Origin of the sequence: Mesorhizobium sp. BAC0120, assembly GCF_033542235.1 — a bacterium.
In the GTDB taxonomy this organism is placed as follows: domain Bacteria; phylum Pseudomonadota; class Alphaproteobacteria; order Rhizobiales; family Rhizobiaceae; genus JAWRCU01.
Window position 1 is genome coordinate 180911 of record NZ_JAWRCU010000007.1, and the last position, 26394, is coordinate 207304.

Genomic DNA, 26394 nt, shown 5'->3' on the forward strand with positions numbered 1-26394 from the left:
GCAGGCAGCAGGCCGGCGGCGGATGGATGCGCCAGGAGCGCGTCCATATCGCGAAGACCATTGCTCATGCACGCAGAATTGCACGACATACGTGTCCGCTTCGGCCCACTGCTGGCAGTAAACGGCGTGTCGATCGACATCTCCGCCGGCAAGGTGCTGGCCGTGGTCGGCGAGAACGGCGCCGGCAAATCGACGCTGATGAACGTCCTGTTCGGGCTGATCACGCCGGAGGCGGGCCGCATCGTCGTCGACGGCAGCGACCGTCACTGGTCCTCGCCGCAGCATGCAATCCGGGCCGGGCTGGGCATGGTTCACCAGCACTTCATGCTGCAAGAGCAGATGACGGTCCTGGAGAATATCGTGCTCTGCGGCGAGCCGGTGCATTTCCTCGGGATTGTCGATTTCAAAGCCGCCCGTCGCAAGCTCGCGGAGGGCTTCAGGCAGCACGGCATCGTCATCGATCTCGACGCCAAGGTGGGCAGCCTGTCGGTCGGCCAGAAGCAGGTCGTCGAGATACTGAAGATGCTCTACAGGGATGCCTCGCTGCTGATCCTGGACGAGCCGACAGCGGTGCTCACCCCGCTCGAAAAGGATCGTCTCTTCGGCATCCTGCGCAGCTTCGCCGCTTCCGGTAAGGCGGTCGTCATCATCACCCACAAGCTCGACGAGGTGATGGAGATCGCCGACCACGTCGCGGTCATGCGCGGCGGTAGACTGGTCTCATCACTGCCGCTCAAGGAAACCTCCAAGGAGCGGATCGCCCGCGAAATCGTGGGCGGCGAGCTTCCGCCACCTCTGAAGCCTGCCGCGCGCCAGCCGGGCGAGGTGGTTCTGGGCGTCACTGATCTGCGGATCGCCGGCCATGGCATGGATATCGGGCCGGTATCGTTCGAGGTTCGCGCAGGCGAGATCGTAGGCATCGCCGGTGTCAGCGGCAACGGTCAGTCGGAGCTGATCCAGGCGCTGACGGGACTGCGCAGGACAAGCTCGGGCGCCATCTCGATTGCGGGCAAGCGCGTCGAGTCATTGGACGTGCATGAACGCCGGCAGGTCGGGTTGAGCTACATCCCCGAGGATCGCCAGCGCGTCGGCCTGGCGCTCGGCGCGACAGTGGCGGAAAACGCCAATGCCGGCCGCAACGACCCACGCAGTTTCGCCAGGGGCTGGTTTCTCGATCGCGCGGCGATGGCGCGTTACGCGCGTGGGCTCATCGAGCGCTATCGCATCAAGGTGCATGGGCCGGGTGCGCTGGCTTCCACCATGTCGGGCGGAAACAAGCAGAAGCTGGTCGTCGGCCGCGAGCTGTCGCGCGGGACGCCGCTGGTGATCGCCGAAAACCCGACCTGGGGCGTCGACATAGGAGCGATCGAGCTCATCCATGCCGAACTGATGCGCATGCGTGACAGCGGCCATGCGGTGCTTCTGATCTCGACGGAACTCGAGGAGGTGCTGCGGCTCTCCGACAGGATCCTGGTGATGTATTCGGGCTCGTTGTCCAATCCCATTCCCGCCGCCGAAGCCGACCGCAACCGCCTCGGCACGCTCATGACGTCGCGGTCCGCGGAAGCAAGGAGCGCAGCATGAGCGCGCCCTCCCGCAATTGGCTGAGCGGCGACCTGCTGCCGTGGATCGTCACGCTCGCCTGGATCCTCGCGATCTTTCTTGCGCTGATGATCCTGGTGAAGGCGCCGTTCGGCACCGCGATCCAGGGCTTCTTCGACGGCGCCTTCGGTGGCCGCCGTTTCGCCTATCTGATGGCGACGCTGAGCCGCGCAACGCTGATCGTCGGCATGGCGCTTTCGGTCATGCTGAGCTTCCGCGCCGGGCTCTTCAATATCGGCGGAGAGGGGCAGCTCGTTGCTGGCGGATTGGTCTCGGCGCTCGTGGCGCTTGCCATGCCCGGACCGCCGCTGCTGGTGCTCGCAGTCTCGATCCTCGCCGGCATGGTGGCCGGCATGGCCTGGGCCCTGCTTGCCGGCGTCCTCTATCTCTATGTCGGCGTGCCGCTGCTCGTCGGGTCCCTGCTGCTCAACTTCCCGATCCGCTATGTCGCCTCCTATCTGGTGGCGCACCCATTCCGCGACGTGCCCTCCGGTATGCTGCAATCCAATCTGATGCCGGACCAGACCTGGCTGCCCTATTTCCCCGGCACGCGGCTCGATATCGGCATCCTGTTCATCGTCGCGACCAGCATCATCACCATCGTCTACAGCTACAGGACCGTGCACGGTTACCACGCCCGCCTGAACGGACTGGCGCCCGATTTCGCGCGCGCGGTGGGCCTTCCTGTGGCGCGCCTCACCTTGCAGACGCTGGCGATGAGCGGCGCGATCGCCGGCCTTGTCGGCGCGATCGCCGTGTTCGGCATCCATCACCGTTATGTAGACGGCATGCTGGTGCAGCCGCTCTATGCCTGGACAGGCATCATCGCAGTGCTGCTGGTCGGGATGATCCCCTGGCTCGTGCCGTTTTCCGGCTTCTTCTTCGCCGCACTCCAGACCGGTGCCGCGGGCATGGAGCGCGCTGCTCAGGTGCCTAAGGAGATCGCGCTGGTCATGCAGGCAGTGATCATCCTCTTCGTCGCAAGCCGCGTTTCGGTCGCGCTGATGTCGCCGTCCAGGGACAAGGGGAGCGACGGCGATGTTTGATTTCCTCCTGGACCCGTCCTTTCTCGCCTCGGTGCCGCGCTTCGTGACACCGCTGCTCCTCGCTGGACTTGGCGGTGCCATCTGCGAGCGGGCGGGCGTGTTCAATATCGGCCTGGAAGGCATGATGCTGACCGGCGCCTTCGCGGCCGTTGTCGGCGCCTATTTCGCCGGATCGCCCTATATCGGCGCGTTGGCCGCTGCTCTTGCAGGTGCGGCGATGGGGCTGGTCTTCGCCGAGTTCAACCTGCGACGCGGCGGCGACTCGATCGTCGTCTCGATCGCGATCAACCTGCTGGCCGCCGGCATCACCGCCTTCCTGCTGCGGGTGATCTTCAAAGTGACGGGCACGTTCAACAGTCCGGACATCGCCGGCTTCGCACCGATCCAACTTCCGCTGGTGAAGGATGTCCCTGTCATCGGCCCGATCCTCAGCGGGCAGTCGCTGCTCTTCTACCTCTCGGTCCTGGCAGTCCCGGTGCTGCACTTCTTCTTCGCGCGGCACAGGCTCGGCCTGCGCATCCGCGCCGCCGGCGAGAATCCGGCGGGGCTGACGGCAGGCGGCGTGAACCCGAACCAAGTGCGGCTGATGGCGCTGATCCTGTGCGGCGCGCTCTGCGGGTTGGCGGGCGCCCAGCTCTCGATCGCCAACGTCAAGCTTTTCGTTGAGAATATGAGCGCGGGGCGAGGCTGGATCGCAGTCGTGGCAGTGCTTCTGACGCGCGGCCGGCCCTGGCCGCTTCTCTTCATCACCGTTCTGTTCGGAATGGTCGACAGCCTCTCCTTCCGCGTGCAGGGGCTCGGCATGCCGCAGCAGTTCACTGACATGATGCCATATCTCGCGACCCTTGCGGTGCTCACCTTGCTGTCGTGGTGGTACAGAAAGAGACAAGCATGACCGATCTCGTCATCCGGAATGCGCTGGTCGTCACTTGCGATGCGGCTGGCACCGTCATCGCCGACGGCGGCGTCGCCGTCGAGAACGGCCGCATCAGTGCCGTCGGTACCTGGGCCGAACTCGCCCCGCTTGCCGAGCGGGCGAAGCGGGTCGTCGACGGCGCTGGCCACATCCTGATGCCCGGCATCGTCAACACGCATTGCCACGCCGGCGACAGCCTGTTTCGCGGCCTCGTCGAGGATCTGCCTCTGGAGCCGTGGCTGCAGACAGTGTGGAAGGCGGAAGGTGCGATCCTCAACCCGCGGACGTCCCATCTCGGCACCGTGCTCGGCTTCGCCGAGCTGCTGCTTTCCGGCGTCACCTCAGTGATGGATATGTTCTGGTATCCGTTCGAGACAGTGAAGGCAGCGCGCAAGGTTGGCCTGCGCGTGTCGACCGGCGGCATCTTCTTCGATCCGGCCGGCGTGACGGCACTGTCGATCGAGAAGCGCGTGGCTGAAGCGGAGCGTTTCTTCGAGGAGTTCGGCAAGTCGGAAGATGTTTTCGCAGCGGCCATGCCGCATGGCGCCTACACGGTAAGTCCGGACAATCTGAAGTCCGCCCATGCTGTCGCCCACAAATGCGGCGGTCTCTTCTGCACGCATTGCGCCGAAACGCGGGCCGAGCAGGCGGACGTGACGTCGCGCTACGGCCGCAGCGTGGTGCGCCATCTCGACCACCTCGGCTGCATCGACGATCGCACCGTGCTGGCGCACTGCGTCCATCTTGACGACGAGGAGCTCGACATACTTGCCCGCCGCGGCGCGCATGTCGCGCACAATCCGATGTCGAACATGAAGCTGGCCTCCGGCTTCGCGCGAATTCCGAAGATGTTGGATCGCGGCATCAATGTCTCCCTGGGCACGGACGGGCAGCTCTCCGGCAACGATCTCGACATGTGGATGGCGCTGCGCCTTGCCGCGACGATCCACAAGGGTTTCACCGGTCGCGCCGACGTGGTCTCCACGCGGCAGGCAATGGACATGCTGACCATCAACGGTGCGAAGGCGCTGGGTGCCGCCGATCGCATCGGCAGTCTGGAGAAGGGCAAGTTCGCCGACATGGTGATGGTCGACATCAAGCGTCCGCACGCGGTGCCGATGTTCGATCCGATGACGCATCTGGTCTACTCGACCAACAAGTCGGATGTCCGCCACGTCTTCCTGGGCGGCGAGCAGGTGGTGCGCGACGGGGCGCTGACGCGCCTGGACATCATGGAGACGGTGGACGAGGTCCAGAGCCTCGCGCCGAAGATCAAGGCGACGATCGCCTGAATATCGGGGAAGGACAAGCGATGATGGCCGAAAGCCAATCCGCTCGCGTGGAGCGGGCTCATGCTTCGATCAAGGCGAGGGTGGGGGCGCCCTGCGAGGTGGCGCTGGTGCTCGGCTCCGGACTTGGGCAGCTGGCGGACGCGGTGCAGGACGCGACGATGATCCCCTATCAAGAGATCGAGGGCTTTCCGGTCTCCACGGCTCCGGGCCACAAGGGCCAGCTCGTCATAGGCGACCTGTTCGGGCGCCGTACCGCGATCATGCAGGGGCGCCTTCATCTTTATGAAGGCTGGAAGCCGCGTGACATCGGGGCCGCCGTCTATCTCCTGAAGAGGCTCGGCGCGCGGACCTTCGTGGTCACCAACGCTTCGGGCGGACTCAATCCAGAATTCGCCGCCGGCGACGTGATGCTGATCGAGGACCATTTGAACTTCACCGGCATGAGCCCGCTGATCGGCGCGAATGACGATTCGATCGGGCTGCGCTTTCCCGATCAGTCCCGCCTCTACGGTCCCGAGCTGCGCCAGATTGCCGTCGAGGCGGCCGCGGTGGCAGGTGTCGCGATCCGCAGAGGCATCTATTGCGGTTTGAACGGCCCCGAGCTCGAAACTTCCGCCGAACGGCGCTTCTTCCGCGCCGCGGGCGGCGATGCCGTCGGGATGTCGACAGTGATGGAGGTGATCGCGGCCAACCATGCCGGCATGAAGGTGCTGGGGCTCTCCGCCGTCTGCAATGCGGCGACCGGCGGCCCTGATCAGCAGCCCGATACGATCGAGGCGGTCGTGGCGATGGCTGCTGTTTGTGGCGTCAAGATCGAGGCCATCCTGAAGCATGTTTTCCCAAAGTTGCCGAAGGCATCGGCATAGCGTGTGAGAGTTGAGAATGACGATGAAGGATATTCCGTCCGTAGCGAAACTGCTCGACCTGTCGGGCCGGGTAGCGATCGTGACCGGCGCGAGCGGCGGCATCGGTTCGGGCATCGCCCGGCGGTTCGGCGAGGCGGGCGCGAGCGTGGTGTGCCACTACAATGCCAGGAAGGAGGCAGGCGACAAGATCGTTGAAGCGATCGAGGCTGCCGGCGGCAAGGCAGCCGCGATCCAGGCTGACGTTTCGTCTGGGACCGGCGCGGCGAAGCTGGTGGACGATGCGGTCGCCAGGTTCGGCGGCGTCGACATTCTCATCAACAATGCCGGGCTGCAGCCGGCCAAGCCGCTCGCCGATGTCGCCGAGGCCGACTGGAACGAGATGATGGCCGCCAATGTCGCTGGGCCCTTCCTGCTGGTGAAGGCCCTGGTGGACCATCTGCGCCAGATGGGGAAGGGCGGTTCGGTCGTCAACATCGCCTCGATCGAAGGCCACAATCCGGCGTCGTGGCATGGGCATTACGCGACCTCGAAGGCGGCCCTCCTGATGTTCACCAAGGCGGCTGCGCTCGAGTTTGGCGAGTACGGTGTCCGTGTGAACTCGGTCTGTCCTGGCCTCATCCACCGGGATGGCATTGAGCAAGGCTGGCCGGAGGGCGTCGGACGCTGGCAGGCTGCGGCGGCGCTGAAACGTCTCGGCCAGCCTGAGGACATAGCCGATGCCTGCCTTTTCCTCGCCTCCGACGCGGCGCGCTGGATCACCGGCGCAGACTTGATTGTCGATGGCGGCGTCATGGCCCGCCCGACCTGGTGAATTTCGAACGTTAGGTGAAATGACATGAGTGCACTTCAGGACAGAGTGGTTGCGGTTACGGGCGGCGCCGGCGGCATCGCGCGAGGCATCGCCGAGGCGATCCTCGAGGCGGGCGGGCGTGTCGGCCTGATGGATCTCGACCGCGCCAAGGTGGAGGCAGCCGCCTCGGCGTTGAATGCGGGCGATCGCGTGGTCGGCCTTGTCGCCGATGTCACCGACGAGGCCAGCACGGAAGCCGCCCTGAAGACGCTGGTCGAACGGATGGGCAGGCTGGATGGACTGGTCAACAACGCCGGCATCGTCCGGCTCGGCCCTGCCGACGAGACGACGGCGGCCGGCCTTGACCTGGAACTCGCCGTCAACGTGAAGGGCGTATTCCTCACGGCGCAGGCTGCGGCGCGGCTATTCACGAATGGCGGGTCGATCGTCAACATCGCCTCCAACGCCGGTAAGGTGGGCTACCGCAACATGGCCGGCTACAATGCCTCCAAGGCTGCGGTGATCAACCTTACTCGCTCACTGGCGCTGGAATGGGCGGAGCGCGGCATCAATGTGAATGCCGTCTGTCCGGGAGGCGTCGCCACCGATATGCTGAAGAGCGTGGCCGACTTCCTTGCGCCGCGCCTGTCCCAGGACAAGGACGCGCTGTTCCAGACCATGTATCCGGCGCAGCTCGGCCGCCACATCCAGCCGATCGAGGTCGGGCGCGTCGTCGCCTTCCTTCTGTCGGATGCGGCAGTGATCATCCGCGGCCAGTCGATCAACGTCGACGGCGGCGACACGCCCTACTGACAAGTGAGCAGGGCGGAAAGATTGCGCGAGTAGGCAATCACGGGAGCGAGACATGAAAGTCGGCGATCGCCATTTCCGGACCATCTGGCTGAACAAGGACGAGCACTCGGTCGACATCATCGATCAGCGATGGCTGCCACATTCGTTCCGTATCGAAACGCTGCGCTCCATGCGAGAAGCAGCCGTGGCGATCAAGGACATGTGGGTGCGCGGCGCGCCGCTGATCGGCGTGACCGCCGCCTACGGCATCGCGCTGCAGATGCGTGACGATCCGTCGGATGCCGCCCTGGAAACCGCCTGGACCACGCTCCACGAAACGCGACCGACCGCGATAAACCTCCGCTGGGCATTGAACGAGATGCGTCGCGAGCTGAAACCGCTGCCGCCATCCTCCCGAGCCGGCGCGGCCTATGCGAAGGCCGCCGCCATGGCCGACGAGGACGTGGAGCTCAACCGGGGCATCGGCCGCAACGGGCTGGAGATCATCCGGCAGATCGCGGCGCGCAAGGGGCAGGGCGAGCCGGTCAACATCCTGACTCACTGCAATGCCGGGTGGCTCGCCACCGTGGACTACGGCACCGCAACTGCGCCGGTCTACCTAGCGACCGAAGAGCGCATTCCTGTCCATGTCTATGTGGACGAGACGCGGCCGCGCAACCAGGGCGCGTTCCTTACTGCATGGGAGATGGCCGGCCACGGTGTGCCCCACACGCTCATCGTTGACAATGCCGGCGGCCACCTGATGCAGCGTGGCCAGATTGACATGGTGATCGTCGGCACCGATCGCACGACTGCCAACGGCGACGTCTGCAACAAGATCGGCACCTATCTGAAGGCGCTCGCCGCAAGGGACAATGACGTGCCGTTCTATGTCGCGCTGCCGTCACCGACCATCGACTGGACCGTTCATGACGGACTGAAGGAGATCCCTATCGAGGAGCGGTCCGCCGATGAGGTGTCCTTCGTGCAGGGCCGGCTGGCCGACGGCACCGTGGCGCAGGTACGGATCTCGCCGGATGCGACGCCGGCGGCCAACCCGGCCTTCGACGTAACGCCGGCGCGGCTGGTGAGCGGGCTGATCACCGAGCGCGGCGTCTGCGAGGCATCGCCGCGCGGGCTGCGGGCGATGTTCCCGGAGGCAGTGAAGGCGGCGGAGTGAACCGCGCAGCATCGCGGCAGCGCAAACCCGCAAGCTCCATACCTGGAGGGCAGACCGTCATGTGAGGCGTTAGCTTCGCTGCACTCTCAAGTGTTGAGATCGGCGATTGTCTTCCGGATGACGGCTTCTACCCGCGCCCGCTCCTCGCCCTCAATTGGCAGGCGCGGCGCGCGCACGTGTTCCGGCGCGCCGTAGACGAGGTGCTCGGCGAGCTTGATGTATTGTACGAGCTTGACGTCGGTATCGAGATGGAAGGCTGGCGTCATGAGCCGGTAGAGGGGCAGCGCCGTTTTCAGGTCACCCGCGCGGCCTGCGTTGAATAGCGAGACACATTCCTTCGGCCAGGCGTTCGTCATGCCCGAGACCCAGCCGACGATGCCGAGCGCCAGGCTCTCCAGAATAAGGTCATCGACGCCGCAGAAGATGTCGAAGCGGTCGCCAAAGGCGTTGAAGAGATCGGTAACACGGCGAATGTCGCCGGTCTCCTCCTTGATTGCAACTATGCCGGGTATGTCGATGAGCTCCTTCAGCGTGTCGATATCGACGTCTACCTTATAGGCGATCGGATTGTTGTAGATCATGACGGGAAGATCGCTCGCTTCGGCGACTGCCCGATACCAGGCTGCCGTCTCGCGGCGATCGGTGCGATAGGCGAGGCTCGGAAAGGCCATCAGACCCTCTGCGCCGAGCTTCTGGTAATTGCGCGCCGCGCTGATCGCGTCGTGAGTCGAGAGTTCAGCGAGACCGGTGAGCAGAGGTACCCGGCCTGCAACCACCTCCTTTGCGGCATTTACCACGGCATCACGTTCCGCCTGCGTCAGCGTTGCGTTCTCGCCCAGCATCGGCAGCACGATGATGCCCGAGACGCCGTTCCTGATCAGACGTTCGATGCTAGCTTGCGTGGCCTCATAATCGATTTGGTCCGAGGCCTGCATCTTGGTTGTGACTGCGGGAAAAACGCCGCTCCAGGTCATTGCTGCTCCACTTTCATTTTTCAGGCTAGTTTCGGATTTCCATGCTGAAGCCACTACAGCCACGCATTCACGTGCCAGGGCGCGAATTCGTCTTGGCCGTAGCCCAGCAGCTCGCTCTTGGTAGGTTTGCCCGACGCAGTGGCGAGCATCGCGCTGAAAATCTCCTCGCCCAGTTCTTCCATCGATCTATCGCTGTCGAGGATCGTGCCGCAGTTGATGTCCATGTCATCTTCCATGCGGGCGAACATTTCTGAATTGGTCGCAAGCTTGATGGATGGCGCTGGCCGGCAGCCGAAGCAGGAGCCGCGGCCGGTGGTGAATGCGATCAGGTTTGCGCCGCCGGCCACCTGGCCGGTGGCGGACATCGGGTCGAAGCCGGGCGAATCCATGAAAACGAGGCCACATTTGTCGACCCGCTGACCATACCCATAGACCTCGACGAGGTTGGTCGTGCCCCCCTTCGCTATTGCACCGAGCGATTTTTCTAGGATGGTGGTGAGGCCGCCGGCCTTGTTGCCGGGCGAGGGATTGTTGTCGAACCCCTGCGGCTCGTCTTTCGTGTACTCCTCCCACCATTCCAGCAGCCCGATCAGCTTTTCACCTACTTCCCGGCTCGCGGCCCGTTCCAACAGCAGGTTTTCCGCGCCGTAGATTTCGGGCGTTTCGGAAAGGATTGCCGTGCCGCCACAGGCGACCAGTCGATCAACGGCCACTCCCAGCGCGGGGTTGGCGGAAATGCCCGAGAAGCTATCCGAGCCGCCGCATTGCAACCCGACCACGAGCCCGCTCGCCGGAACTGGCTGACGCTCGGCCTTTGTGGCGCTCTCCAGCATGGCCTCGACCATTTCGATGCCGCGCCTTACGCTGGCACGCGTGCCGCCGGTCTCCTGAATGACGAGCTTCTGCAGATCCTCGCCGAGCTCGAGGCGCTCTTCCTCTACAAGCTGATCGATCTGGTTGTCCTCGCAGCCCAGCCCGACCAGGAGAACGCCGGAGAAATTCGGGTGTCTGGCATAGCCGCCCAGCGTGCGGCGCAGCATGTTCATCGACCTGGATCCATCGGCCACGCTGCAGCCGGATTTGTGCGTGAGCGCCACTACGCCATCCACGCCGGGATAGGGCGCGAGCGCCGCTGGGTTGCGGAAATGATCGGCGATCATGCTGGCGACCAGCGCCGAGCAGTTCACCGAGGTGAGCACGCCGACATGGTTGCGAGTGCCGACCCTGCCATCCTGCCTCACATAGCCGTCGAAAGTGGGAAGCTCCGACTGCGCAAGCCGTACGGCATTCGAGAGTCTCGTGGCGATCGCACGGCCGGCCATGGAGCGCTCGAACCCCATATTGTGGAGGTGCACGTGAGCGCCGGCGACGATCGGCACAGTGGCCAGCCCGATCGGCTGGCCGAGGCGGTGGATGACGTCGCCACGCGTGAGCGGGCGCAGGGCGGCCTTGTGGCCGAACGGTATGTCGGTCGCGGCCAGCAGATCAAACGGGAGCAGCGCCTCGCCGGCCCGAATATCGCGTAGCGCCACGGCGACTTCGTCGCCTGCTTTCAGCTGCAGCACCGCCTTCTTCAGTTGCACCACTACCATTCCCCCTCCGAGGGCACTCCGTATAGTCGCTTGATTGTCAGCAATCAGCAAGAGCAAAGTTGCGAATAGGGTTGCGATGCGCTGGTCGATTGTCAGCAATTGCCATTGCACGCATGGAATCGTCCGAATATGTAGGGGTTCTGAACAGTTGCGAGTCGGCGAGATGGCGAAACTGGCAAGTCTCAGGGCGGAGAAAAGGCTGCTCGACCGCCGGGCGGCCGACCAGATCCGCGCGCATATACTGTCGGGCGTATTGCCGGCCGGAGGGCGTCTTCTGGAGACGCAACTCTCGGAAGAGCTCGAAGTCAGCCGCGGTACCGTGCGCTCCGCCCTTGCCCAACTTGCCAATGAGGGTTTGGTCCAGCAGGTCGCCTTCACGCGCTGGGAGGTTTCTGGCGCCTCAGTATCCGATGCCTGGGAAATCTACACTCTGCGGGGTGCGCTCGAGGGATTGGCCGCTCGGCTTGCGGCGACCAATGTCACCGAAGCCGACGGCAAACGATTGCGTGCCGTTGCGGACCAGCTCCAGCAGGCGATTCGCAAGCGACGCTTCGAAGAAGCGATAGAAATCGATTTCGACTTGCACACCGCGATCGTCGAGCTGGCACAGCACCGGCGGCTCGCCGAGCAGCACCGCTTCATCCTGCAGCAAGTGCGCTTCCATATGGTGCAATCGGGCTTCTTCCCTGAGGACTATGACGAGCTAATCGCTGCGCACAAGGCTCTGATCGAGGCGGTCATCGCCGGCGATGCCGATCGCGCCGAGAAGCTCGCCCGCAGCCACAATGACTCCGAGGTCAAGCAACTCGCAAAGATGCTGAAGCAGAACGCGAGCATGCAGAAGGTGAAGGGACGGGCCTCCTGACCGACGAGATTCGCTGCAGGTTCCAACGTCGCTTGAAACTGACCAGTCTCATCACCACTGGGATCGGCTTGCGCCGCATACGACGGAAGCGCAGGGCATCGGTATAGTGTGGCAGCGGTTGAACTCTGCAGCGAAAAGGGGTTGCCATGAGATCATTGCCGCCCCAGCGCTTGGCGCAAATTTTCGCTTAGGATCACCGCCTCGCAGCCGCAGTTGTCGAGTGCGCGCCGGATGACCGCAAGATCGGTCTCCGCGTTGTGTTCCGACGCGTAACCATAGGCGGCGGGATCGCCGGGGTAACGGCCGGCGGGATGTTGGTAGAGATCGATGCCGGCGATTACGATGCGTTTCGGCTGAAGCGCGGCGGCTACGGCCACCATCAAGGCGCCATTGGTCGGAACGACCGGCTGCGTGAAGTTTGCGAACGGCGGATCGAAACCGTCGAGGAATATGTACCCCGCGCGCGGCGGCCAGGCGCGCAACGCGTGGCGAACAAGGATCGGGCTGCCACGCGCTTCTGTCGGGAAGGCGACGACGGGCTGGCGCGGCAGTCGCACGAGATCCGGATCGCCGGTAAAGACGACGTCGGGCGCTGTCATCCAGCTCCGCTCTGCCCAAATCCAGTTCACCCTGAAGAGCGTCGCGCATGTGTATTCCGTCAGTCTGCGGTCCTCTGACGAAGGGCCGTTGCCCAGGCAGGCGATGGTTTGCGGATTGCCGAGCCGGCTCTTCAATTCACCTAGCGTAGAGATCCGATGGCCCCCGAGGAGGTTGATCAGGGATGTTCCTCTCATCGCGAGGCGAGATCAGTTCCACCGGGTCGGGAATGTCCGTCAGGCATAGTTGACGTAGATCGTCTTCTTCTGAAAGTAGGCGTCAACTCCGTATTTGCCGTCCTCACCGCCGATGCCGCTGTCGCGGATACCGGCGTGGTGCGCTTGCACTGCGTCCCCGCCCGGACGGTTGACATAGATCTCGCCGAATTTCAGCTCGTGGACCAGCCGCATCATGCGCCGCATGTCCTTGGTGAAGACGTAGGCCGACAGGCCGTAGCGTGACTCGTTGGCGAGCCGCAGCCCCTCGTCGAAATCGTCCACCGTCATGACCGGTACCACGGGCCCGAACACCTCGTCCTGCATGATGCCCATCTGGTTGTCGGTGACGGTCATTACCGTCGGCTCATACCAGTGGCCGCGAGTGAATTCGCCTTCATGGAGGCGGCGCCCGCCCGTCAGCAGCTTGGCGCCGGCCTCGCGGGCAGATTCGACCATGTGCTCGACCTTCTCGAGTTCCGGCCTGCTAAATTTGGGGCCGACATCGACCATGGTGGTAGGGTCGCCCACCTTGATTGACTTTACCGCACGCACGAACTTCTCGAGGAACTCGTCAGCGATGCGGCGATGCACATACATGCGTTCGTTGCAGATGCAGATCTGGCCGCAATTTTCGAAGCGCGACAGCACTGCCGCCCGCACGGCGGCGCCTATATCGGCGTCCTCGGCGACCACGAACGGCGCCTTGCCGCCGAGCTCCAGGCGCAGCAGCTTCAGGTCGTCCGCAGCGGCGCGGAAGATGTCCTTGCCGGCCCGCACCGAGCCGGTGAGGGTGATCAGGCGTGGTATCGGATGGCGCACCAGTGCAGCACCTATGCCTTCCCCGGTGCCACTCACCACGTTGATAACGCCGGGAGGGAAGTCGAGCTGCGACGAGAGCTGGGCGATTTCCAATGCCGAGATCGGCGTGCCTTCGTGGGACTTGATGACGATCGTATTGCCGGCCAGCAATGCCGGGCCCATCTTGCGGCACATCAGTGCAGCTGGGTAGTTCCAGGCGGTCAGCCCAACTACAACGCCATGTGCGACGCGCTGGATCCAGATCTGCTCGTTCGGCGCGTCGGAAGGGATGATATCGCCTGTGATGCGGCGCGCCTCTTCGGCGGCATAGGTAAGATAGAGCGCCGCGCTCTCGACCTCGCCGCGCGCTTCCTGGATGGGCTTGCCCTGTTCGGCAACGACGATGCGGGCGAGCCGCTCGCGGTTTTCCAGGATGAGACGGGCGAGGTCCTTCAGGAGCTGGCCGCGGGTGGCCGGAGGCAGGGCCTCCCATGCGGGCTGCGCCGCCCGCGCCGCGACTAGAGCGCGATCGGCGTCGTCCTCGCCACCTTTCGGCACGGAGGCGATGACGGCCTCGGTTGCCGGGTTCTCCACGTCGATCCATTCCTTGATTGTGGAATCCACCCATTGTCCGCCGATGTAGTGGCGGTAGCGGTCTACGCCTTTTACGAGTTCCTTCATGGCGGGCATGTACGGGTCCAGTATTCGCGCTTCAGTGGAAAGAGCCGACCGGCTGATAGCCGGCCTGAATCGGTAGCCAGAGCGTGATCGAGGGTACCAAGACCAGCACGAACAGCGTGGCGATCAGTAGTGCGAGCATCCACCAAACCTCGCTCAGTATGTCGGCGACCTTGATGCCGGTGATGCCGGAGATCAGGAAAACGAGCTGCCCCATGGGTGGCGTTATGAGGCCGATCATCATGTTGACGACCGAGACCACGCCGAAATGCACGGGATCTATACCAAGCGCGCCAACTGTCGGCATCAGGATCGGAATCACGATCAGCAGCATCAGCATCGTGTCGACCAGCGCGCCGAGGATGAGGAACAGCACCGTGACGAAGAGCATGAATGATGACTGCGACAGGTCCATCGACACCATCCACGTGCCGAGCGCGGCGGGAATGCGCTCCGACGCGACCACCCAGTTCATCACCAGAGCACCCGCTATCGTGATGGCCACGATCGCGGTCGAGCGCGAAGATTCCACGAGAATGCGGAAGAGCGCTTTGAGCGAGAGGCTGCGATACCAGAAGAGGGCAAGCACCAGGGCGCAGAAGGCGGCCACTGCCGCCGCCTCGGTCGGAGTCACGGCGCCGGAATAGATACCGCCCAGCAGGATCGCCGGGAGCGTCAGCGTCGGCGCGGCGTCTCCAATGATGGCGACGGCCTCCTTGCGGGAGGGCATGGGCTGCGTCGGAAAATTCTTGCGGCGCGCGACCAGCGCGATGTAGCCCATGAGCACGGTCGCGATCAGCAGCCCGGGCATCACGCCGCCGAGAAAGAGGTAGCCGATGGAAGTGCCGGAGATCACGCCATAGATCACCATGGGGATGGAGGGCGGGATGATAGGGCCCAGGATCGAGGCACAGGCGGTGAGCGCGGCGGCAAAGCTCGGTTTGTAGCCGGCCTTGATCATCATATCGATGGAGATCTTGCCTGGCCCGGCCGCATCGGCCAGCGCACTCCCACTCATGCCGGCGAAGATGACGTTTGAGACGACGTTGACGTGCGCGAGCCCTCCGCGGAGGCGTCCGACCAGCAGGTTGGCGAATCCGAACATGCGGTCCGTCATCTTGCCGGCATTCATCAGCTCGGCAGCGAAGATGAACAGCGGCACCGACATCAGCACGAAGCTGGAATAGATGCCGTTCAGGCTTTGCGAGGCGGCCAGGCCGAGATCCTGTCCGGTGACCAGCAGGTAGACGATGCCGGCCGCCAGCATTGCATGCCCGATCGGCATGCCGACGAGCATCCAGGCGAAGAAGAGCACGAACATGAGGAGGGCGGCGAAGGACATGATAGCTCTTCTGATCTTCAGGTGCTTGCTCGGGCGGGCTGTTTAGAGCTGCCCTTCCCAACCGGGTCTCAGAAGTCGCCTGAGTCGGACTGCCGCTTGAATGACCACCGCGGCAACGAAAACGGCGAAACAAGCGTAGACAAGGTTCATGGGGACATGCATCACCGTCGAATGCCGGCGGCCCATGAAAATTACGTAGCCGATCGTCGCTGGCAGCACCGCGAGGAAGGTCGCGCCCAAGGAGGCCGTGTTGAAGACCGCGAGCAGGCGCCGCTTGCGCAACGGGACTTGCTGATAGAGCACGTCAAAGACGATGTGCTGGCGCTCCGAGACCAGAATGTCGCAGGTCCAGAACACCACCCACACATAGGCGATGGAGCACAACTCGAGCGACCACGAGACCGGGCGGTCGAACGCATACCGGCTGACGATTTGGATAATGAAGCCGGCGAACATGGCAGCGAACGCGACCGCTGCCACCAGCTCGGCAAAGACGCGCCAGCGGCGCGCCCACAGTTCCATTGCGGGTGCTTGGGCGCCGGAAGCGAACATCAGGCTGCCTCGATACGCTTCAGCATACCGTCCGGCCAGCTCTTGGCGAAATCGGATTGGGCGAACGCCTCAAGCACCTGACCACGAAAGGCTGCGACATCCGGCGTGGTGACCTTCAGGCCCTTGCCCTGGAGGAAGCTCACAGCCTCCTTCTCGGTTGCAACGACGCCGTCGTCATTGAACTTCTTGGCGGCAGCTTCGGCGTTTTCGATCGCCTTCTTCTCGGAGTCGTCGAGCGTGCTCCAGAATTTGTCGGAGAAGGTGAAGAAGGTGTTGGCAACCATATGCCCAGTGAGGACAATCTGCTTGGCGACCTCGTAGAACTTGTTCGAGATGATGTCAGGCAGCGGGTTCTCCAGGCCGTCGATCGTGCCGGTCTGCATCGCCAGGTAGATCTCCTCGAAAGCGAGTGGCGTCGCGCTGGCGCCGAGGGCATTGCCGAGGAACTGCCAGGCTTCGGAGCCCGGCATGCGCAGCTTGACTCCGGCTAGATCTGAGGGGGTCTTGACGTCGCGCTCCTGCCTGAGAACCACATGGCGTGCGCCGATATACTGGCTGCGCAGGATGCGAAGATCGAGCTCCTTGGCAACCCGCTCCTTGTATTCTGTCCCGATCTCACCGTCATAGACTGCGTCGAGGTGGGCGAGGTCGCGGATCAGGTAGCCGGTCGTGAAGATCGAATATTCCGGGATTAGCTCGGCTATGTCCTGCGGCGAGATCATGCCGACCTCGAGGTTCCCGCGCTGCATGGCCTCGATCTCGGTACCCTGGCCGAACAGGGTGCCGTTGAAGTGGATCTGCACGTCGAAGGCGCCCGGCGCCTCCTTTTCCAGAGCATCCTTGAAGGCGACCAGCGCCTTGGACTGCCACTCCTGATCGGAACCCGGCGTGGAAATGCGGATCGGCTGACCTGCCGCGAAGGCGAGGCGTGACACGAACGGTGCCGCCAGCAGACCTGCTGCACCTGCAATGACCGCCCGCCGACCGACGGTCCGATGAAGAAAAGACGATCTCTGCCTGCTCATTGTTCCTGCCCCTCTTTGTCTTGTTGGTTGTCGGCCAGCATGCGCACGACTTGACGCTGCGATGTTTCCACCGTTCAGTCCGACCGTCAAGCTGAATGTTGACAATCTGCAATCAATCATCATTTTGCATATCTTGAGACAGTGCGCATGCGAGCCCAGATGAAAACCGACAACAAGGTGCTGCCGAAGTCCGATTGCCTTTTGGTGGCCGCCGCCACGCCGGTCACCGAGGATTTCCATCCTGATCTCGGCCTGCTTGCCGACCATGTTGGTATGCTGCTTTCCGCCGGCTGTGACGGCATTGCGATCTTCGGCACCACGGGCGAGGGAATGGAGTTTCCGATTGAGGATCGGATGCGCGGCCTCGAAGGCCTCATGGCGGCCCGCGTTCCGCCGGCGCAGATCATCGTGTCGATCGGCGCGCTCGCCATACCGGATATCGTGACACTCGCGCGGCACGCGCTCGACCACGGGGTCGACAGCGTGCTCTTGATGCCGCCCTGCGTCTATCGCGGCGGGATCACGGAGGAGGGCACGTTCAGGTTCTATGCGAAGGTCATCGACCGCATCGCACGCGCCGACCTGCAGCTCTGCCTCTATCACTTTCCGGATATCTGTGGCGTGCCAATCACGCCGCGCGTCATCCGCCGACTGGACGAGGATTTTCCAGGCATCATCAGCGGCGTGAAGGACAGCGGTGGCGATTTCGATTTCACCGAAGCGTTGATCCGCCGCTTCTCGCATCTTTCGATCTACACCGGCACCGAAGTCCATCTTCCGCAGGCACTGGCTGCCGGCGCGCGGGGCACGATCTGTGGACTAGGCAACGTCATGCCGCGGCTGATGCGGGCGATGTTCGACGCGCCCACCGCATTTGACCGCCGCAAGCTGCTGCCGGCACTGCTGTCGGGCGATTTCATCCTCTCGCGTCGGCCGTTTGCCGCCTCCGTGAAAGCGGTGCTCGCATCCGTCACCGGACGGGCCGGCTGGACGCGCGTGCTGCCGCCGATGTCGGAAGTGCCGATGCCGGAACGCGAGTGGCTGCTCAAAGACTTCATGCGTTGGGAAGCTGGGTTGCCTTCGGCCTGGCGCAGCTTCGGCCAAGCCGATACGGAGAATCCGGCGAAAGACGCCAGGCTGCTGAAGGCATCATGATCGTAGGTGCCGGCGGCGTCGAAGACGCGAGGCTTCACTGCGGGTGAGCCGGCAAAGCTCGCGGAAGCGGCACAAACAGCCGACGTGTTCGGCTATGACGAGGTTTACCCCAATGTCGGCGCCCGTCGGACCGTGTGCAGCCCGGCACGTTCGGCACCCGTCTGATGCGCACGCCGGCTCTCGTCGGCGCGTGCGTCGCTCAATGAAGCGGGCGGTCGCAATTTCTACGGTGAAGTGACGCCAGCGCGTATGGCGAGCGGACTATCACCGAGCGCGGCATTTGCGAGGCATTGTCGCGCCGGCTGCGCGCAATGTTCCCGGAGGCGATGAAGGCAGCAGGAGACGGAGCGTCGCGGCGGCGAAGCGGATCGGCTCGCTTGCTTCCCGCCACGGCTCAGGAGCACCAGCGTATCGCTGTCAGCAGCAGCACTTCAGTGAGCTCCGTAAGCGAGTCGATCTCGACGAATTCATCCGGCCCGTGTGCGTTGCCGCCGCGCGGGCCGAAATGCAGGCTGGGACCAGCGGAATACCGGTTGAACAGATATCCGTCACCCCCAAAAGTCGCTCCGACCGGCTCGTGGCGCCTTCCGCTCAAATCGTCATATGCCGACAGCAGCACAGCGACGCCATCGTGATCGACCGGCGTGTCGGCACCTGAAAGATACCGGCTGGCCGGCTGGAGTTCCACCGCTCCCCCATTCTGCACCAGCAGGTCGCCGAGCGCTGCGCGAAGTTCGGATTGCAATTCGGCCTCGGTCATACCCGGCAAGGTCTGGATGAAGAACTCAGCCGTTGCGACTACCGGAACGCCGATGTTGCCCCCAGGCTCATCGCCCGCCGCGATCTTGGATACGACGAGATCGCGCGGGTGCCTCTCACCGGCGAACAATCCCGGATGCACGCGTGTGTTGATGCTGTCCTCATACGCCTGCAGCCGGCGGATCGCTTCCGCGAGCAGCACGATCGGGTTCACGGTCGTCTCGCCGCCATAGGCGACGCCGCCTTGTCCCTTGGCGATCAGATTGAACACCTGGCCGCCACGCGTATGCGGGCAAACTTCCATGTTGGTCGGTTCCGGGATGATCGCAAGATCGCCGACGTGCCCCCGCAGGATCGCCGCCAGCGTGCCGTTCGCGCCCGCATTCTCCTCGTCGACGACGCTTTGCAGGATGACGGAGCCGGGCAGTGCGATGGCTTCATCTGCAAGGATCTTGAGCACGGTCGCGCAGGCTGCGACACCGGCCTTCATGTCATAGGAGCCCCGGCCGTAGAGCTTGTTGCCGCGGATCAGGCCCGAGAACGGGTCGCCGGTTTCCCACGGGAGCGGCGCTCTCGTGACGGTGTCCATATGCCCGTTGAAGACGAGCGAGCGACCGTTTCCGGCGCCGGGCAGAGTAGCGACAAGGTTCGGCCGCCCGGCATAGTCTCGGCCGGGCCACCAGTCTGGATGCGCGACGGCCCCCTCGACGGCGTCAGGCTCGAACTGATCTATCGAAACACCCGCCAACGGTGCCAGGAACTCCTGGAGCACCGCCTGTCCCCGCGCTTCCGTGCCCGATGGAACCTTGTTTTCGGTCGGCATCTTAACGAGAGCCACCGTCAGATCGATGAGCTGCGACCTGTAGCGCTCGACGAGCTGCTTAGCTTTGCTGGGTTGCATCGTTTTTCCTGTCAAGAAAGTCGGGCGGCCTTGTCGACCGCCCGCAGAGGTTCACTTGTCGTAAAGGGCGCGCCAATAACGCTGGTCGGGCTCCGTGCCGTGAAGCACCGCGTCCGCCTGCTCGACATTCTCCTTGGTGATCGGCGTGCTTTGCTCGGGGATCACCGCGGGAACCTTGCCGTCGCCCAGATGATGCAGAGCGGTCTCCACCGCAATGAAGCCTTGCAGGTAGCCGGGGGTAGCGATGGTGGCGGCCATCGTTCCCTTCTTGACGGCCTCGATGGCATCGGATGTGCCGTCATTGCCAATGATGGCGACCTTGCCGGTTAGCCCGGCTTCCTCGACTGCTCGCGCGGCGCCGAGCGCCATCTCGTCATTTGCCGCATAGACCACGGCGATGTCGTTGGCCTGGAGGACGTTTTCGGTGACCTGGACCGCCTTGGTGCGATCGTACTCGGCGGGCTGCGAAGCGACCAGGTTGAACTTCGCGCCGTTCTTTCCTTCCTTCAGTCCCTTCTGAAAGCCTTCCGACTTCTGTCGGGCGGTTTCCGTGCCGAGAATGCCGACCAGCTCGAGAACGTTGCCGCCTTCAAGATTGTCCGAGATCCAGCGTCCGCCGAGCTCGCCCGACTCGATGTTGTCGAAGAAGATGGCCGTGACCACCTCTGCGCCCTGGATGCGTTCACCAGTGGTGAAAACGGGGATGCCTGCAGCGTTGGCTTCCTTCACCGCGCTGACGATGCCGGCCGTGTCGACCGCCTGCACGACGATCGCGTCGACGCCCTGCGCGATGAGATCCTCCATCTGTTGCACCTGCTTGGAGACTTGGTTGTCGCCGCTGAGATGGATCATCGTGGCGTTCTTTTCGGCCGCAGCCTTGTCCGCGCCCTTCGACTGGTCCACGAAGAATGGGTTGTTCAAGGTCGGATAGATGAAACCGATCTTGTATGCATCCTTTGCCCACGCGCCTCCCACGGATGCCATGAGCATCATGGCCGACGCTGCCAGAAGTTTCTTCATAGTTGCTACTTCCTCCTTGCTGATGGTCAGTTCTTTAGGTCAGCGCCTTGTGGAGGCGCGCAGGTAGCGGTCCGCGAGCACTGCCGCCGCGACGATGCAGCCCGTCGCCACTGCCTGGTAATAGGAGTTGACGTTGAGCAGGTTCAGCGCGTTCGAGATGAGGTTCAGCAGAGCAGCGCCGACGATCGTGGCCCACACGCGCCCCTCTCCGCCGAGCAGGCTGATGCCTCCCAGGACCACCGCCGTGATGGCAATGAGTTCCATGCCGTCCCCGGCTGTCGGAACGGCTGAGCCGAGGCGCGATGCCAGCACGGCTCCGGCGAAAGCGGTGAGCACGCCGGCAATCGTGAAGACGTAGATCTTGTTCCTAACCACCGGAACCGCGGCAAGGACGGCAGCTTCCTCATTTCCGCCGATGGCATAGACGTAGCGACCGAAGATGGTCGCCCTCATCACGACCCACAGGACGAGATAGACTGCTATCGCGAGCCAGATCGGCGCAGGTAGTCCGAACCAGCGGTCTTGGCCCATGATCAATGCGGTCGGATTGGTGATCGCGATGGGGCTTGCGCCGGTATAGATCAGCGTGAGCCCTTTCGCGACCGACAGCATCGCCAGAGTGACCACGAAGGAGGCCAGGCGGAAGCGTGCGACGAGAATGCCGTTCATCAGCCCCGCAGCTCCGCCTACGGCGATTGCAGCGAGCAAGGCGACGGGAAAGGAAAAGCCGTCCTGAAGTACTCCTGCAAACACGACGGCCGCGAGCGCCAGCACAGCGCCTACCGATAGATCGATGCTGCCGATGAGGATGACAAGCGTCTGCCCGGCTGCGACCAGAGCAATGATACTGGTCTGCCTCGCGAGATTGACGAGGTTCACCTCCGTGAGCATCCGCGGTGTGAAGAAGCTCAGGACCAGGAGAAGGATCACGAAGACCCCGATCTGACCGTAGCTGCGGAGGAATTTCAGCATCTGCTCACCGTTGATGCGCTGCGCACCGGCTACATCGTTCATTGTCTTGCTCCCTGTCCGGTGGCGAGCGCGCCAAGGCGCTCCGCATTGGCTTCGCTCTTCGAGACATGGCCGCTCACTGTGCCCCGATAGAGCATGACGACGCGGTCGCTCAGGCCGAGCAGCTCGGAGAGATCACTGGTGATGAGCAGGATTCCGAGGCCTTGGCGGGTGAGGTCGTCGAGGAGCTGATAGATGTCCGCGCGCGCACCGACATCCACGCCTCGGGTGGGCTCGAGGAGGATAAGCGTGCGTGGCTTCGTCGCCAGCGCTCTCGCCAGAACTATCTTCTGCTGGTTGCCGCCGGACAGCTCGCCGGCAGGCTGCTGGAGCCCGGCGCTCCGGACATGCAAAGTGGCGGCCAGTTCGGCTGCCGTCGCTGCCAGCCGACGGTTTTTCAGAAAGCCCGCAAAGCTTTCCTGGCGCGCGATCGGAAGGGTGATGTTGTCGAGAATGGAATGGGTGAGGACCAGCCCTTCGTGCCGGCGATCCTCACCGACATAGCCGATGCCGGCGCGCACCGCATCCGCGACCGTATGGTTGCGCAGGGAATCGCCGCCCGCACGGATCTCGCCCGAAATCAGCGGCTGCCGGCCGTAGATCGCCTGGGCGAGAGGTTTCTGGCCGGCCCCCACCAGGCCGCCCACGCCCACGATCTCGCCGACACGAAGTTCGAGGTCGATGCCGCTTGCGCCGGCGGTGTGAAGGTCTTTGATGCTGAGGACGAGTTCCCCAGGCGTGCGCTCGCGGCGGGGGTAGAGATCCCTGATCTCGCGTCCGACCATCTTCTTGACTACAAGTTCCTCCGAAGCCGTGGGCGGCAATTCGCCGACGATCATCCCATCGCGCAGGACGAGAACGCGATCCGCGACATGACCGATCTCGTCGAGGCGATGGGAGATGTAGACGACAGACTTGCCCGCCGTGACGAGCCGACGTACCAACGCGGTCACGTGCGTGACCTCGGCCGGGGCGAGGGCGGCGGTTGGTTCGTCCAGAATGACGAGCTGGGTTTCGTCACGCAGGCCCTTGGCTATGAGGACAAGCTGGCGCTCGGCGATGCTGAGCTCCCCCATCGCTGTGTCCAAGTCTCTGCTGAAGCCGAGCGAACGCAATTCGCGGGTCACGGTTTCCAGCCCCGAAGCCTTGCGCACGAATCCGAAGCTGGTGGTTTCGCTGCCAAGCTCCAGATTTTGCCGCACGGTCATCTGCGGCACCGTCTGAAGCTCCTGGTGGCACAGATAGACCCCGGCTCGCTGTGCGGCGCGCGCGTCCGGGAGCACCAGCTTCTGCCCCGCCGCGGTAATTCTGCCCGTGTCCGGCTGGATCGCCCCGGCCAGGATGCGCATAAGGGTGCTTTTGCCCGCGCCGTTCTCGCCAAGCAGCGCCAGACAAATGCCTTGCTCGAGCCTGAGGCTGACATCGGTCAACGCCGCGACGGCACCGAACCGCTTCGAGATTCCCTCTATCTCGAGAGGGAATAGGGGGTGACCGGAAGCCATCGCGGGCAGGGGACTCAGGAGTCGTTGAGGATACGGGAGGGCGGCTCGGCCGTGGCGCGATCGACCCAGACTTCGCAGTCGGGATGCTCCTGCGCCAGCGTGCATGGATACGCGACCGTAGGCTCATGCATGAGCAGAACGCGCAATGTGTGCTGCTTCCAGGCGGCGCCGTCGCTGATGAGCAAAAGCCGGCGCGAGGACAGGATATCCTTCATGCCGATCGTCACCGCCATTGGCGGAATCGTCTTTGTGTCCCCGCCGGCAGAACGGTGAGCAAAGGCGACGAGGGTCTCGTCGTTCAAAGGCAGGATGCGGGTCGTCGACTGGCGCATGTCGTCCAGTGAAATGTGCCACCAGCGGGAAAAGGGTGGCTCATTGTTGGCGATGTGGCCGGAATAGCCGAAGCCGCCATAGCAGAGATCCGCGCCACCACGCTCGGCAATCCACTCGGAATAGCGGGTCATGTTCTCGGGGTTTGGGAAGAACAGATTCTCCGGCCTGGGCTGCAGCTCGGGATCGATGCGCTGGAACAGGTTGCGCATCATGTAGCCTTTGAAAGACCATGGATGGTCGAGCGGCAGCAGGCGACACTGCCAATCCATCCATTCATCCATGTTGAAGCAGGTGACGTTGCGCCATGAAATGCGTTCGCGGTTGGTCAGTTCAACCAGCAGCGGGTAGTGCTTTTTCGGCCCTACCGGCAGGATCAGCACGGTCGGGCGCCCCTCAGCGTTGTTGCGCTTGATGAGGTCTGCGATCTCCTGGGCGAGATCGCGGAACATGTCCGGAGCTTGATCGTAGATCCTAAGTGGCAAGCGCGACTTTTCAGCCAGATGCTCCGGCGCGAGCTCCATCATCTCGTCCCAGGTCAAGCTTATCTCCTTCATGCAATGACATCGGCAAGACGCGCCGACGTCCAGAATGTTGTATCAACATATCATTGGTTGGAAACAAAGCAACCCTGTTTCTTGCCGACTCGCCCTCGGTGCGGCATGATCTGTGGAAAAGGAGTGCAGGGGTGGCCTCAAAGACAAAGCGTCAATCGTTGATCCTGGATCGCGTCGCGAACGGCGGTTCACTGGAAATCGCGGAATTGTCGGCAGAGCTCCGCGTGACCGGGGAAACCATTCGCCGCGACATCAGGGAATTGCAGGCGCGCGGGCTCGTCCGCAAGATTCATGGAGGGGTGACTCTCCCGCCACTCGTGACGGACGGGACCTTCCACGAGCGCATGAAAGACAACAGTGAGGGCAAGCGCCGAATCGCCGAGGCGATCGCTTCGTTCGTCCAGGATGGCGATGCGCTGATCATAGAGACTGGAACGACTGCGACCTATGTAGCTCAAGCGCTGAGTGCCAAGCGGCGCCTGACTGTCGTGACGAATTCCGTCGATGTGGCGCGCGCTCTGGCGTTCCATGAGGATAATGCGGTCTATATGGCAGGCGGCAGGCTGACGCCGGCCGACGGCGCCGCGCTCGATCACACCGCCGCCGGCTATATGGCCAGCTTCCGGGTCAAATATGCGATCTTTTCGGTTGCGGGTGTGGATCCAGTCGACGGTCTGATGGCGAACAATGTGGCCGAGGCGGAGTTCACCAGGCTTGTCGTCTCGCGCGCGGAGATCCCGGTGCTGGCAGTGGATGCCTCCAAGTTCGGGCGGCGCGGGCTGGTGCGCGTGGTGGAACCAGCCGCCGTGGGTATCGTGGTGACCGACAGGGTTCCGCCCAAGCCCTTTGCGCCTCTGTTCGAAGGTGTCGATTTACGCATCGCCTAGAAAAATGTTGATTCAACATATTTCCGGACTATCCTCCGTCGCGTAACGGAGAGTGCTGGTGTGAGAACTTCTGACATCGTCGTAGTCGGTAGCCATGTCTATGGCAGCTACATTGACTGTGATCGGCTGCCGCGGCCGGGCGAAACCGTTTCGGGAAGCAACTACCGAGCTTGCGTCCTCGATGACGGCGGCAAGGGCTCGAACCAGGCATTGTGCAGCGCCCGGCTAGGGGCATCGACAACTTTAGTGGGCATGATCGGATCCGACGAGCCTGGCCAGGCAGCCATGGGAATGCTCGCCTCGGAAGGCTGCGATGTCAGTCATGTTGCGCGCCACCCAGTCTTGCCGACGGGGGTCTCTGTTGCATTGATCGAACCGTCCGGCATGTCGGTCATCGTTACCGACCCTGGAGCGAATACCGGTGTAACTGCCGAATTCGTCGAGGCCAATCGCGACGTCATCGCGCGCCACCGCTTCTGTCTGACGCAGTTCGAGATACCGCTTGCCGCCGCTTTGAAGGCGGCGCGGATCGCCTCGGAGGAGGGCGTTCGCGCCATGGTCACGCCGGGCCCGATGCAGCCCCTTGGCCGCGACGATCTCGACGGCATTGATATCCTGATACCGAACGAAACCGAGACAATGGAACTGCTCGGCAGCGAAGCAGATGGGCTGAAGCCCGCCGAATTGGTGCGTGCCCTGGCCGGACGATGGGGCTTACACAACGTGGTCATGACTCAGGGCAGTCGCGGCGTAGTTTGTTTTTGGGAGGGTCAGGTCGTTGGCGTCCCGGCCTTCGAAGTGGAAGCGCGAAATACGATCGGTGCGGGAGATGGTTTTGCGGCGGCTCTAGCGAGCGCATTGTGCCGAAAAATGGAGATCGAGGATGCGCTGATCTTCGCGTCGGCAGTGTCTGCGATTGCGGTAATGCATCCTGGTGCGCCTTGGTCCTCCTATCCCGGCCCCGAAGCTGCCCATGCATTTCTCGCGAGCCGCGGTCTGGCGCGCCTTGCGCACTTCAACTGAGCTATTATCTCTGATCCGATCCAAAGGCCCGGTGGATTGCGACCTCATCACTTTCGTTCAGGAGCAAAGATTCTGGCCCTGGGCTGTCGGTCTCGATTGCGCTACAGCATGAGCGCCTTCGCTA

General features: G+C 63.3%; 24 protein-coding genes and 1 pseudogene. 13 read left to right on the forward strand and 12 right to left on the reverse strand.

Going from position 1 to position 26394, the window contains the following annotated elements:
- Window positions 1–66 precede the first annotated feature (66 nt).
- From SAZ10_RS17980 to mtnA, 8 genes are read left to right on the forward strand one after another with little or no spacing between them, the layout of a single operon-like run.
- Window positions 67–1584, forward strand: coding sequence for an ABC transporter ATP-binding protein (locus SAZ10_RS17980; RefSeq protein ID WP_318610727.1), 1518 nt, complete (start codon window positions 67–69; stop codon window positions 1582–1584).
- On the forward strand, window positions 1581–2648 hold the full coding sequence (locus SAZ10_RS17985) for an ABC transporter permease (RefSeq protein ID WP_318610728.1): 1068 nt from the start codon (window positions 1581–1583) through the stop codon (window positions 2646–2648). The genes SAZ10_RS17980 and SAZ10_RS17985 overlap by 4 nt, the downstream gene beginning before the upstream one ends.
- The gene (locus SAZ10_RS17990) at window positions 2641–3543 is read left to right on the forward strand and encodes an ABC transporter permease (protein ID WP_318610729.1); all 903 of its coding nucleotides are present in this window, start codon (window positions 2641–2643) and stop codon (window positions 3541–3543) included. The genes SAZ10_RS17985 and SAZ10_RS17990 overlap by 8 nt, the downstream gene beginning before the upstream one ends.
- The gene (locus SAZ10_RS17995) at window positions 3540–4856 is read left to right on the forward strand and encodes an amidohydrolase (protein WP_318610730.1); all 1317 of its coding nucleotides are present in this window, start codon (window positions 3540–3542) and stop codon (window positions 4854–4856) included. The genes SAZ10_RS17990 and SAZ10_RS17995 overlap by 4 nt, the downstream gene beginning before the upstream one ends.
- Before the next feature lie 20 nt (window positions 4857–4876).
- Window positions 4877–5722, forward strand: coding sequence for a purine-nucleoside phosphorylase (locus SAZ10_RS18000; protein ID WP_318610731.1), 846 nt, complete (start codon window positions 4877–4879; stop codon window positions 5720–5722).
- Window positions 5723–5738: 16 nt separating this feature from the next.
- Window positions 5739–6533, forward strand: a complete 795-nt coding sequence (locus tag SAZ10_RS18005) for an SDR family oxidoreductase (protein ID WP_318610732.1) — start codon at window positions 5739–5741, stop codon at window positions 6531–6533.
- A 24-nt stretch (window positions 6534–6557) separates the two neighbouring features.
- A complete protein-coding gene (locus tag SAZ10_RS18010; protein ID WP_318610733.1) occupies window positions 6558–7325 on the forward strand; it encodes an SDR family oxidoreductase in 768 nt (255 codons plus the stop codon).
- A gap of 52 nt (window positions 7326–7377) precedes the next feature.
- A complete protein-coding gene (mtnA, locus tag SAZ10_RS18015) occupies window positions 7378–8484 on the forward strand; it encodes an S-methyl-5-thioribose-1-phosphate isomerase (protein WP_318610734.1) in 1107 nt (368 codons plus the stop codon).
- Between the two features lie 86 nt (window positions 8485–8570).
- On the opposite strand, the gene SAZ10_RS18020 is transcribed toward mtnA, so the two are convergent.
- Window positions 8571–9458 carry a dihydrodipicolinate synthase family protein gene (locus tag SAZ10_RS18020; RefSeq protein WP_318610735.1) on the reverse strand — a complete coding sequence of 296 codons (888 nt, stop codon included), beginning with the start codon at window positions 9456–9458 and terminating at the stop codon, window positions 8571–8573.
- A gap of 53 nt (window positions 9459–9511) precedes the next feature.
- Window positions 9512–11050, reverse strand: coding sequence for an altronate dehydratase family protein (locus tag SAZ10_RS18025; protein WP_318610736.1), 1539 nt, complete (start codon window positions 11048–11050; stop codon window positions 9512–9514).
- Window positions 11051–11213: 163 nt separating this feature from the next.
- On the opposite strand from SAZ10_RS18025, the gene SAZ10_RS18030 reads away from it, so the two are divergent.
- On the forward strand, window positions 11214–11915 hold the full coding sequence (locus SAZ10_RS18030; protein WP_318610737.1) for a GntR family transcriptional regulator: 702 nt from the start codon (window positions 11214–11216) through the stop codon (window positions 11913–11915).
- Window positions 11916–12067: 152 nt separating this feature from the next.
- Here SAZ10_RS18030 and SAZ10_RS18035 read toward each other — a convergent pair whose 3' ends face one another.
- From SAZ10_RS18035 to dctP, 5 genes are all read right to left on the reverse strand, one after another.
- Window positions 12068–12514, reverse strand: coding sequence for a hypothetical protein (locus SAZ10_RS18035; protein ID WP_318610738.1), 447 nt, complete (start codon window positions 12512–12514; stop codon window positions 12068–12070).
- 234 nt (window positions 12515–12748) lie between these two features.
- A complete protein-coding gene (gene aldA / locus SAZ10_RS18040; protein WP_318610739.1) occupies window positions 12749–14218 on the reverse strand; it encodes an aldehyde dehydrogenase in 1470 nt (489 codons plus the stop codon).
- A 22-nt stretch (window positions 14219–14240) separates the two neighbouring features.
- On the reverse strand, window positions 14241–15548 hold the full coding sequence (locus tag SAZ10_RS18045) for a TRAP transporter large permease (protein ID WP_318610740.1): 1308 nt from the start codon (window positions 15546–15548) through the stop codon (window positions 14241–14243).
- A 42-nt stretch (window positions 15549–15590) separates the two neighbouring features.
- Window positions 15591–16100, reverse strand: coding sequence for a TRAP transporter small permease (locus tag SAZ10_RS18050; protein ID WP_318610741.1), 510 nt, complete (start codon window positions 16098–16100; stop codon window positions 15591–15593).
- On the reverse strand, window positions 16100–17125 hold the full coding sequence (gene dctP, locus SAZ10_RS18055) for a TRAP transporter substrate-binding protein DctP (protein ID WP_318610742.1): 1026 nt from the start codon (window positions 17123–17125) through the stop codon (window positions 16100–16102). Before dctP ends, SAZ10_RS18050 begins: the two co-directional genes overlap by 1 nt.
- Window positions 17126–17284: 159 nt before the next feature.
- Between dctP and SAZ10_RS18060 the strand changes: the two genes are divergently transcribed.
- Both SAZ10_RS18060 and SAZ10_RS18065 read left to right on the forward strand, forming a co-directional pair.
- Window positions 17285–18280, forward strand: a complete 996-nt coding sequence (locus SAZ10_RS18060; RefSeq protein ID WP_318610743.1) for a dihydrodipicolinate synthase family protein — start codon at window positions 17285–17287, stop codon at window positions 18278–18280.
- Window positions 18281–18325: 45 nt separating this feature from the next.
- Window positions 18326–18480, forward strand: a pseudogene (locus SAZ10_RS18065) (tRNA-dihydrouridine synthase); the annotation flags it as partial.
- A gap of 194 nt (window positions 18481–18674) precedes the next feature.
- Here SAZ10_RS18065 and SAZ10_RS18070 read toward each other — a convergent pair.
- Genes SAZ10_RS18070 through SAZ10_RS18090 form a run of 5 tightly spaced genes read right to left on the reverse strand, consistent with a single transcriptional unit; the run spans window position 18675 to window position 24345 of the window.
- Window positions 18675–19940, reverse strand: a complete 1266-nt coding sequence (locus tag SAZ10_RS18070; RefSeq protein ID WP_318610744.1) for a M20 family metallopeptidase — start codon at window positions 19938–19940, stop codon at window positions 18675–18677.
- A 51-nt stretch (window positions 19941–19991) separates the two neighbouring features.
- A complete protein-coding gene (locus SAZ10_RS18075) occupies window positions 19992–20960 on the reverse strand; it encodes a sugar ABC transporter substrate-binding protein (RefSeq protein ID WP_318610745.1) in 969 nt (322 codons plus the stop codon).
- Between the two features lie 39 nt (window positions 20961–20999).
- Window positions 21000–21974: an ABC transporter permease gene (locus SAZ10_RS18080; RefSeq protein WP_318610746.1), complete on the reverse strand. Its 975-nt coding sequence runs from the start codon at window positions 21972–21974 to the stop codon at window positions 21000–21002.
- Window positions 21971–23473 carry a sugar ABC transporter ATP-binding protein gene (locus SAZ10_RS18085; protein ID WP_318610747.1) on the reverse strand — a complete coding sequence of 501 codons (1503 nt, stop codon included), beginning with the start codon at window positions 23471–23473 and terminating at the stop codon, window positions 21971–21973. Before SAZ10_RS18085 ends, SAZ10_RS18080 begins: the two co-directional genes overlap by 4 nt.
- Before the next feature lie 14 nt (window positions 23474–23487).
- Window positions 23488–24345, reverse strand: a complete 858-nt coding sequence (locus SAZ10_RS18090) for a hypothetical protein (protein WP_318610748.1) — start codon at window positions 24343–24345, stop codon at window positions 23488–23490.
- 146 nt (window positions 24346–24491) lie between these two features.
- Here SAZ10_RS18090 and SAZ10_RS18095 point away from each other — a divergent pair, with 146 nt between their 5' ends.
- Together SAZ10_RS18095 and SAZ10_RS18100 are read left to right on the forward strand one after the other, a co-directional pair.
- Entirely contained in the window at window positions 24492–25247 is a 756-nt protein-coding gene (locus SAZ10_RS18095; RefSeq protein ID WP_318610749.1) for a DeoR/GlpR family DNA-binding transcription regulator, read from the forward strand.
- Between the two features lie 60 nt (window positions 25248–25307).
- On the forward strand, window positions 25308–26270 hold the full coding sequence (locus SAZ10_RS18100) for a ribokinase (RefSeq protein WP_318610750.1): 963 nt from the start codon (window positions 25308–25310) through the stop codon (window positions 26268–26270).
- Window positions 26271–26394: the final 124 nt, after the last annotated feature.

Coding starts and splice junctions, on each gene's coding strand:
- SAZ10_RS17980 (WP_318610727.1), top strand. CDS start 67: ATGCACGCAGAATTGCACGACATACGTGTCCGCTTCGGCCCACTGCTG.
- SAZ10_RS17985 (WP_318610728.1), top strand. CDS start 1,581: ATGAGCGCGCCCTCCCGCAATTGGCTGAGCGGCGACCTGCTGCCGTGG.
- SAZ10_RS17990 (WP_318610729.1), top strand. CDS start 2,641: ATGTTTGATTTCCTCCTGGACCCGTCCTTTCTCGCCTCGGTGCCGCGC.
- SAZ10_RS17995 (WP_318610730.1), top strand. CDS start 3,540: ATGACCGATCTCGTCATCCGGAATGCGCTGGTCGTCACTTGCGATGCG.
- SAZ10_RS18000 (WP_318610731.1), top strand. CDS start 4,877: ATGATGGCCGAAAGCCAATCCGCTCGCGTGGAGCGGGCTCATGCTTCG.
- SAZ10_RS18005 (WP_318610732.1), top strand. CDS start 5,739: ATGACGATGAAGGATATTCCGTCCGTAGCGAAACTGCTCGACCTGTCG.
- SAZ10_RS18010 (WP_318610733.1), top strand. CDS start 6,558: ATGAGTGCACTTCAGGACAGAGTGGTTGCGGTTACGGGCGGCGCCGGC.
- mtnA (WP_318610734.1), top strand. CDS start 7,378: ATGAAAGTCGGCGATCGCCATTTCCGGACCATCTGGCTGAACAAGGAC.
- SAZ10_RS18020 (WP_318610735.1), bottom strand. CDS start 9,458: ATGACCTGGAGCGGCGTTTTTCCCGCAGTCACAACCAAGATGCAGGCC.
- SAZ10_RS18025 (WP_318610736.1), bottom strand. CDS start 11,050: ATGGTAGTGGTGCAACTGAAGAAGGCGGTGCTGCAGCTGAAAGCAGGC.
- SAZ10_RS18030 (WP_318610737.1), top strand. CDS start 11,214: ATGGCGAAACTGGCAAGTCTCAGGGCGGAGAAAAGGCTGCTCGACCGC.
- SAZ10_RS18035 (WP_318610738.1), bottom strand. CDS start 12,514: ATGACAGCGCCCGACGTCGTCTTTACCGGCGATCCGGATCTCGTGCGA.
- aldA (WP_318610739.1), bottom strand. CDS start 14,218: ATGCCCGCCATGAAGGAACTCGTAAAAGGCGTAGACCGCTACCGCCAC.
- SAZ10_RS18045 (WP_318610740.1), bottom strand. CDS start 15,548: ATGTCCTTCGCCGCCCTCCTCATGTTCGTGCTCTTCTTCGCCTGGATG.
- SAZ10_RS18050 (WP_318610741.1), bottom strand. CDS start 16,100: ATGTTCGCTTCCGGCGCCCAAGCACCCGCAATGGAACTGTGGGCGCGC.
- dctP (WP_318610742.1), bottom strand. CDS start 17,125: ATGAGCAGGCAGAGATCGTCTTTTCTTCATCGGACCGTCGGTCGGCGG.
- SAZ10_RS18060 (WP_318610743.1), top strand. CDS start 17,285: ATGAAAACCGACAACAAGGTGCTGCCGAAGTCCGATTGCCTTTTGGTG.
- SAZ10_RS18070 (WP_318610744.1), bottom strand. CDS start 19,940: ATGCAACCCAGCAAAGCTAAGCAGCTCGTCGAGCGCTACAGGTCGCAG.
- SAZ10_RS18075 (WP_318610745.1), bottom strand. CDS start 20,960: ATGAAGAAACTTCTGGCAGCGTCGGCCATGATGCTCATGGCATCCGTG.
- SAZ10_RS18080 (WP_318610746.1), bottom strand. CDS start 21,974: ATGAACGATGTAGCCGGTGCGCAGCGCATCAACGGTGAGCAGATGCTG.
- SAZ10_RS18085 (WP_318610747.1), bottom strand. CDS start 23,473: ATGGCTTCCGGTCACCCCCTATTCCCTCTCGAGATAGAGGGAATCTCG.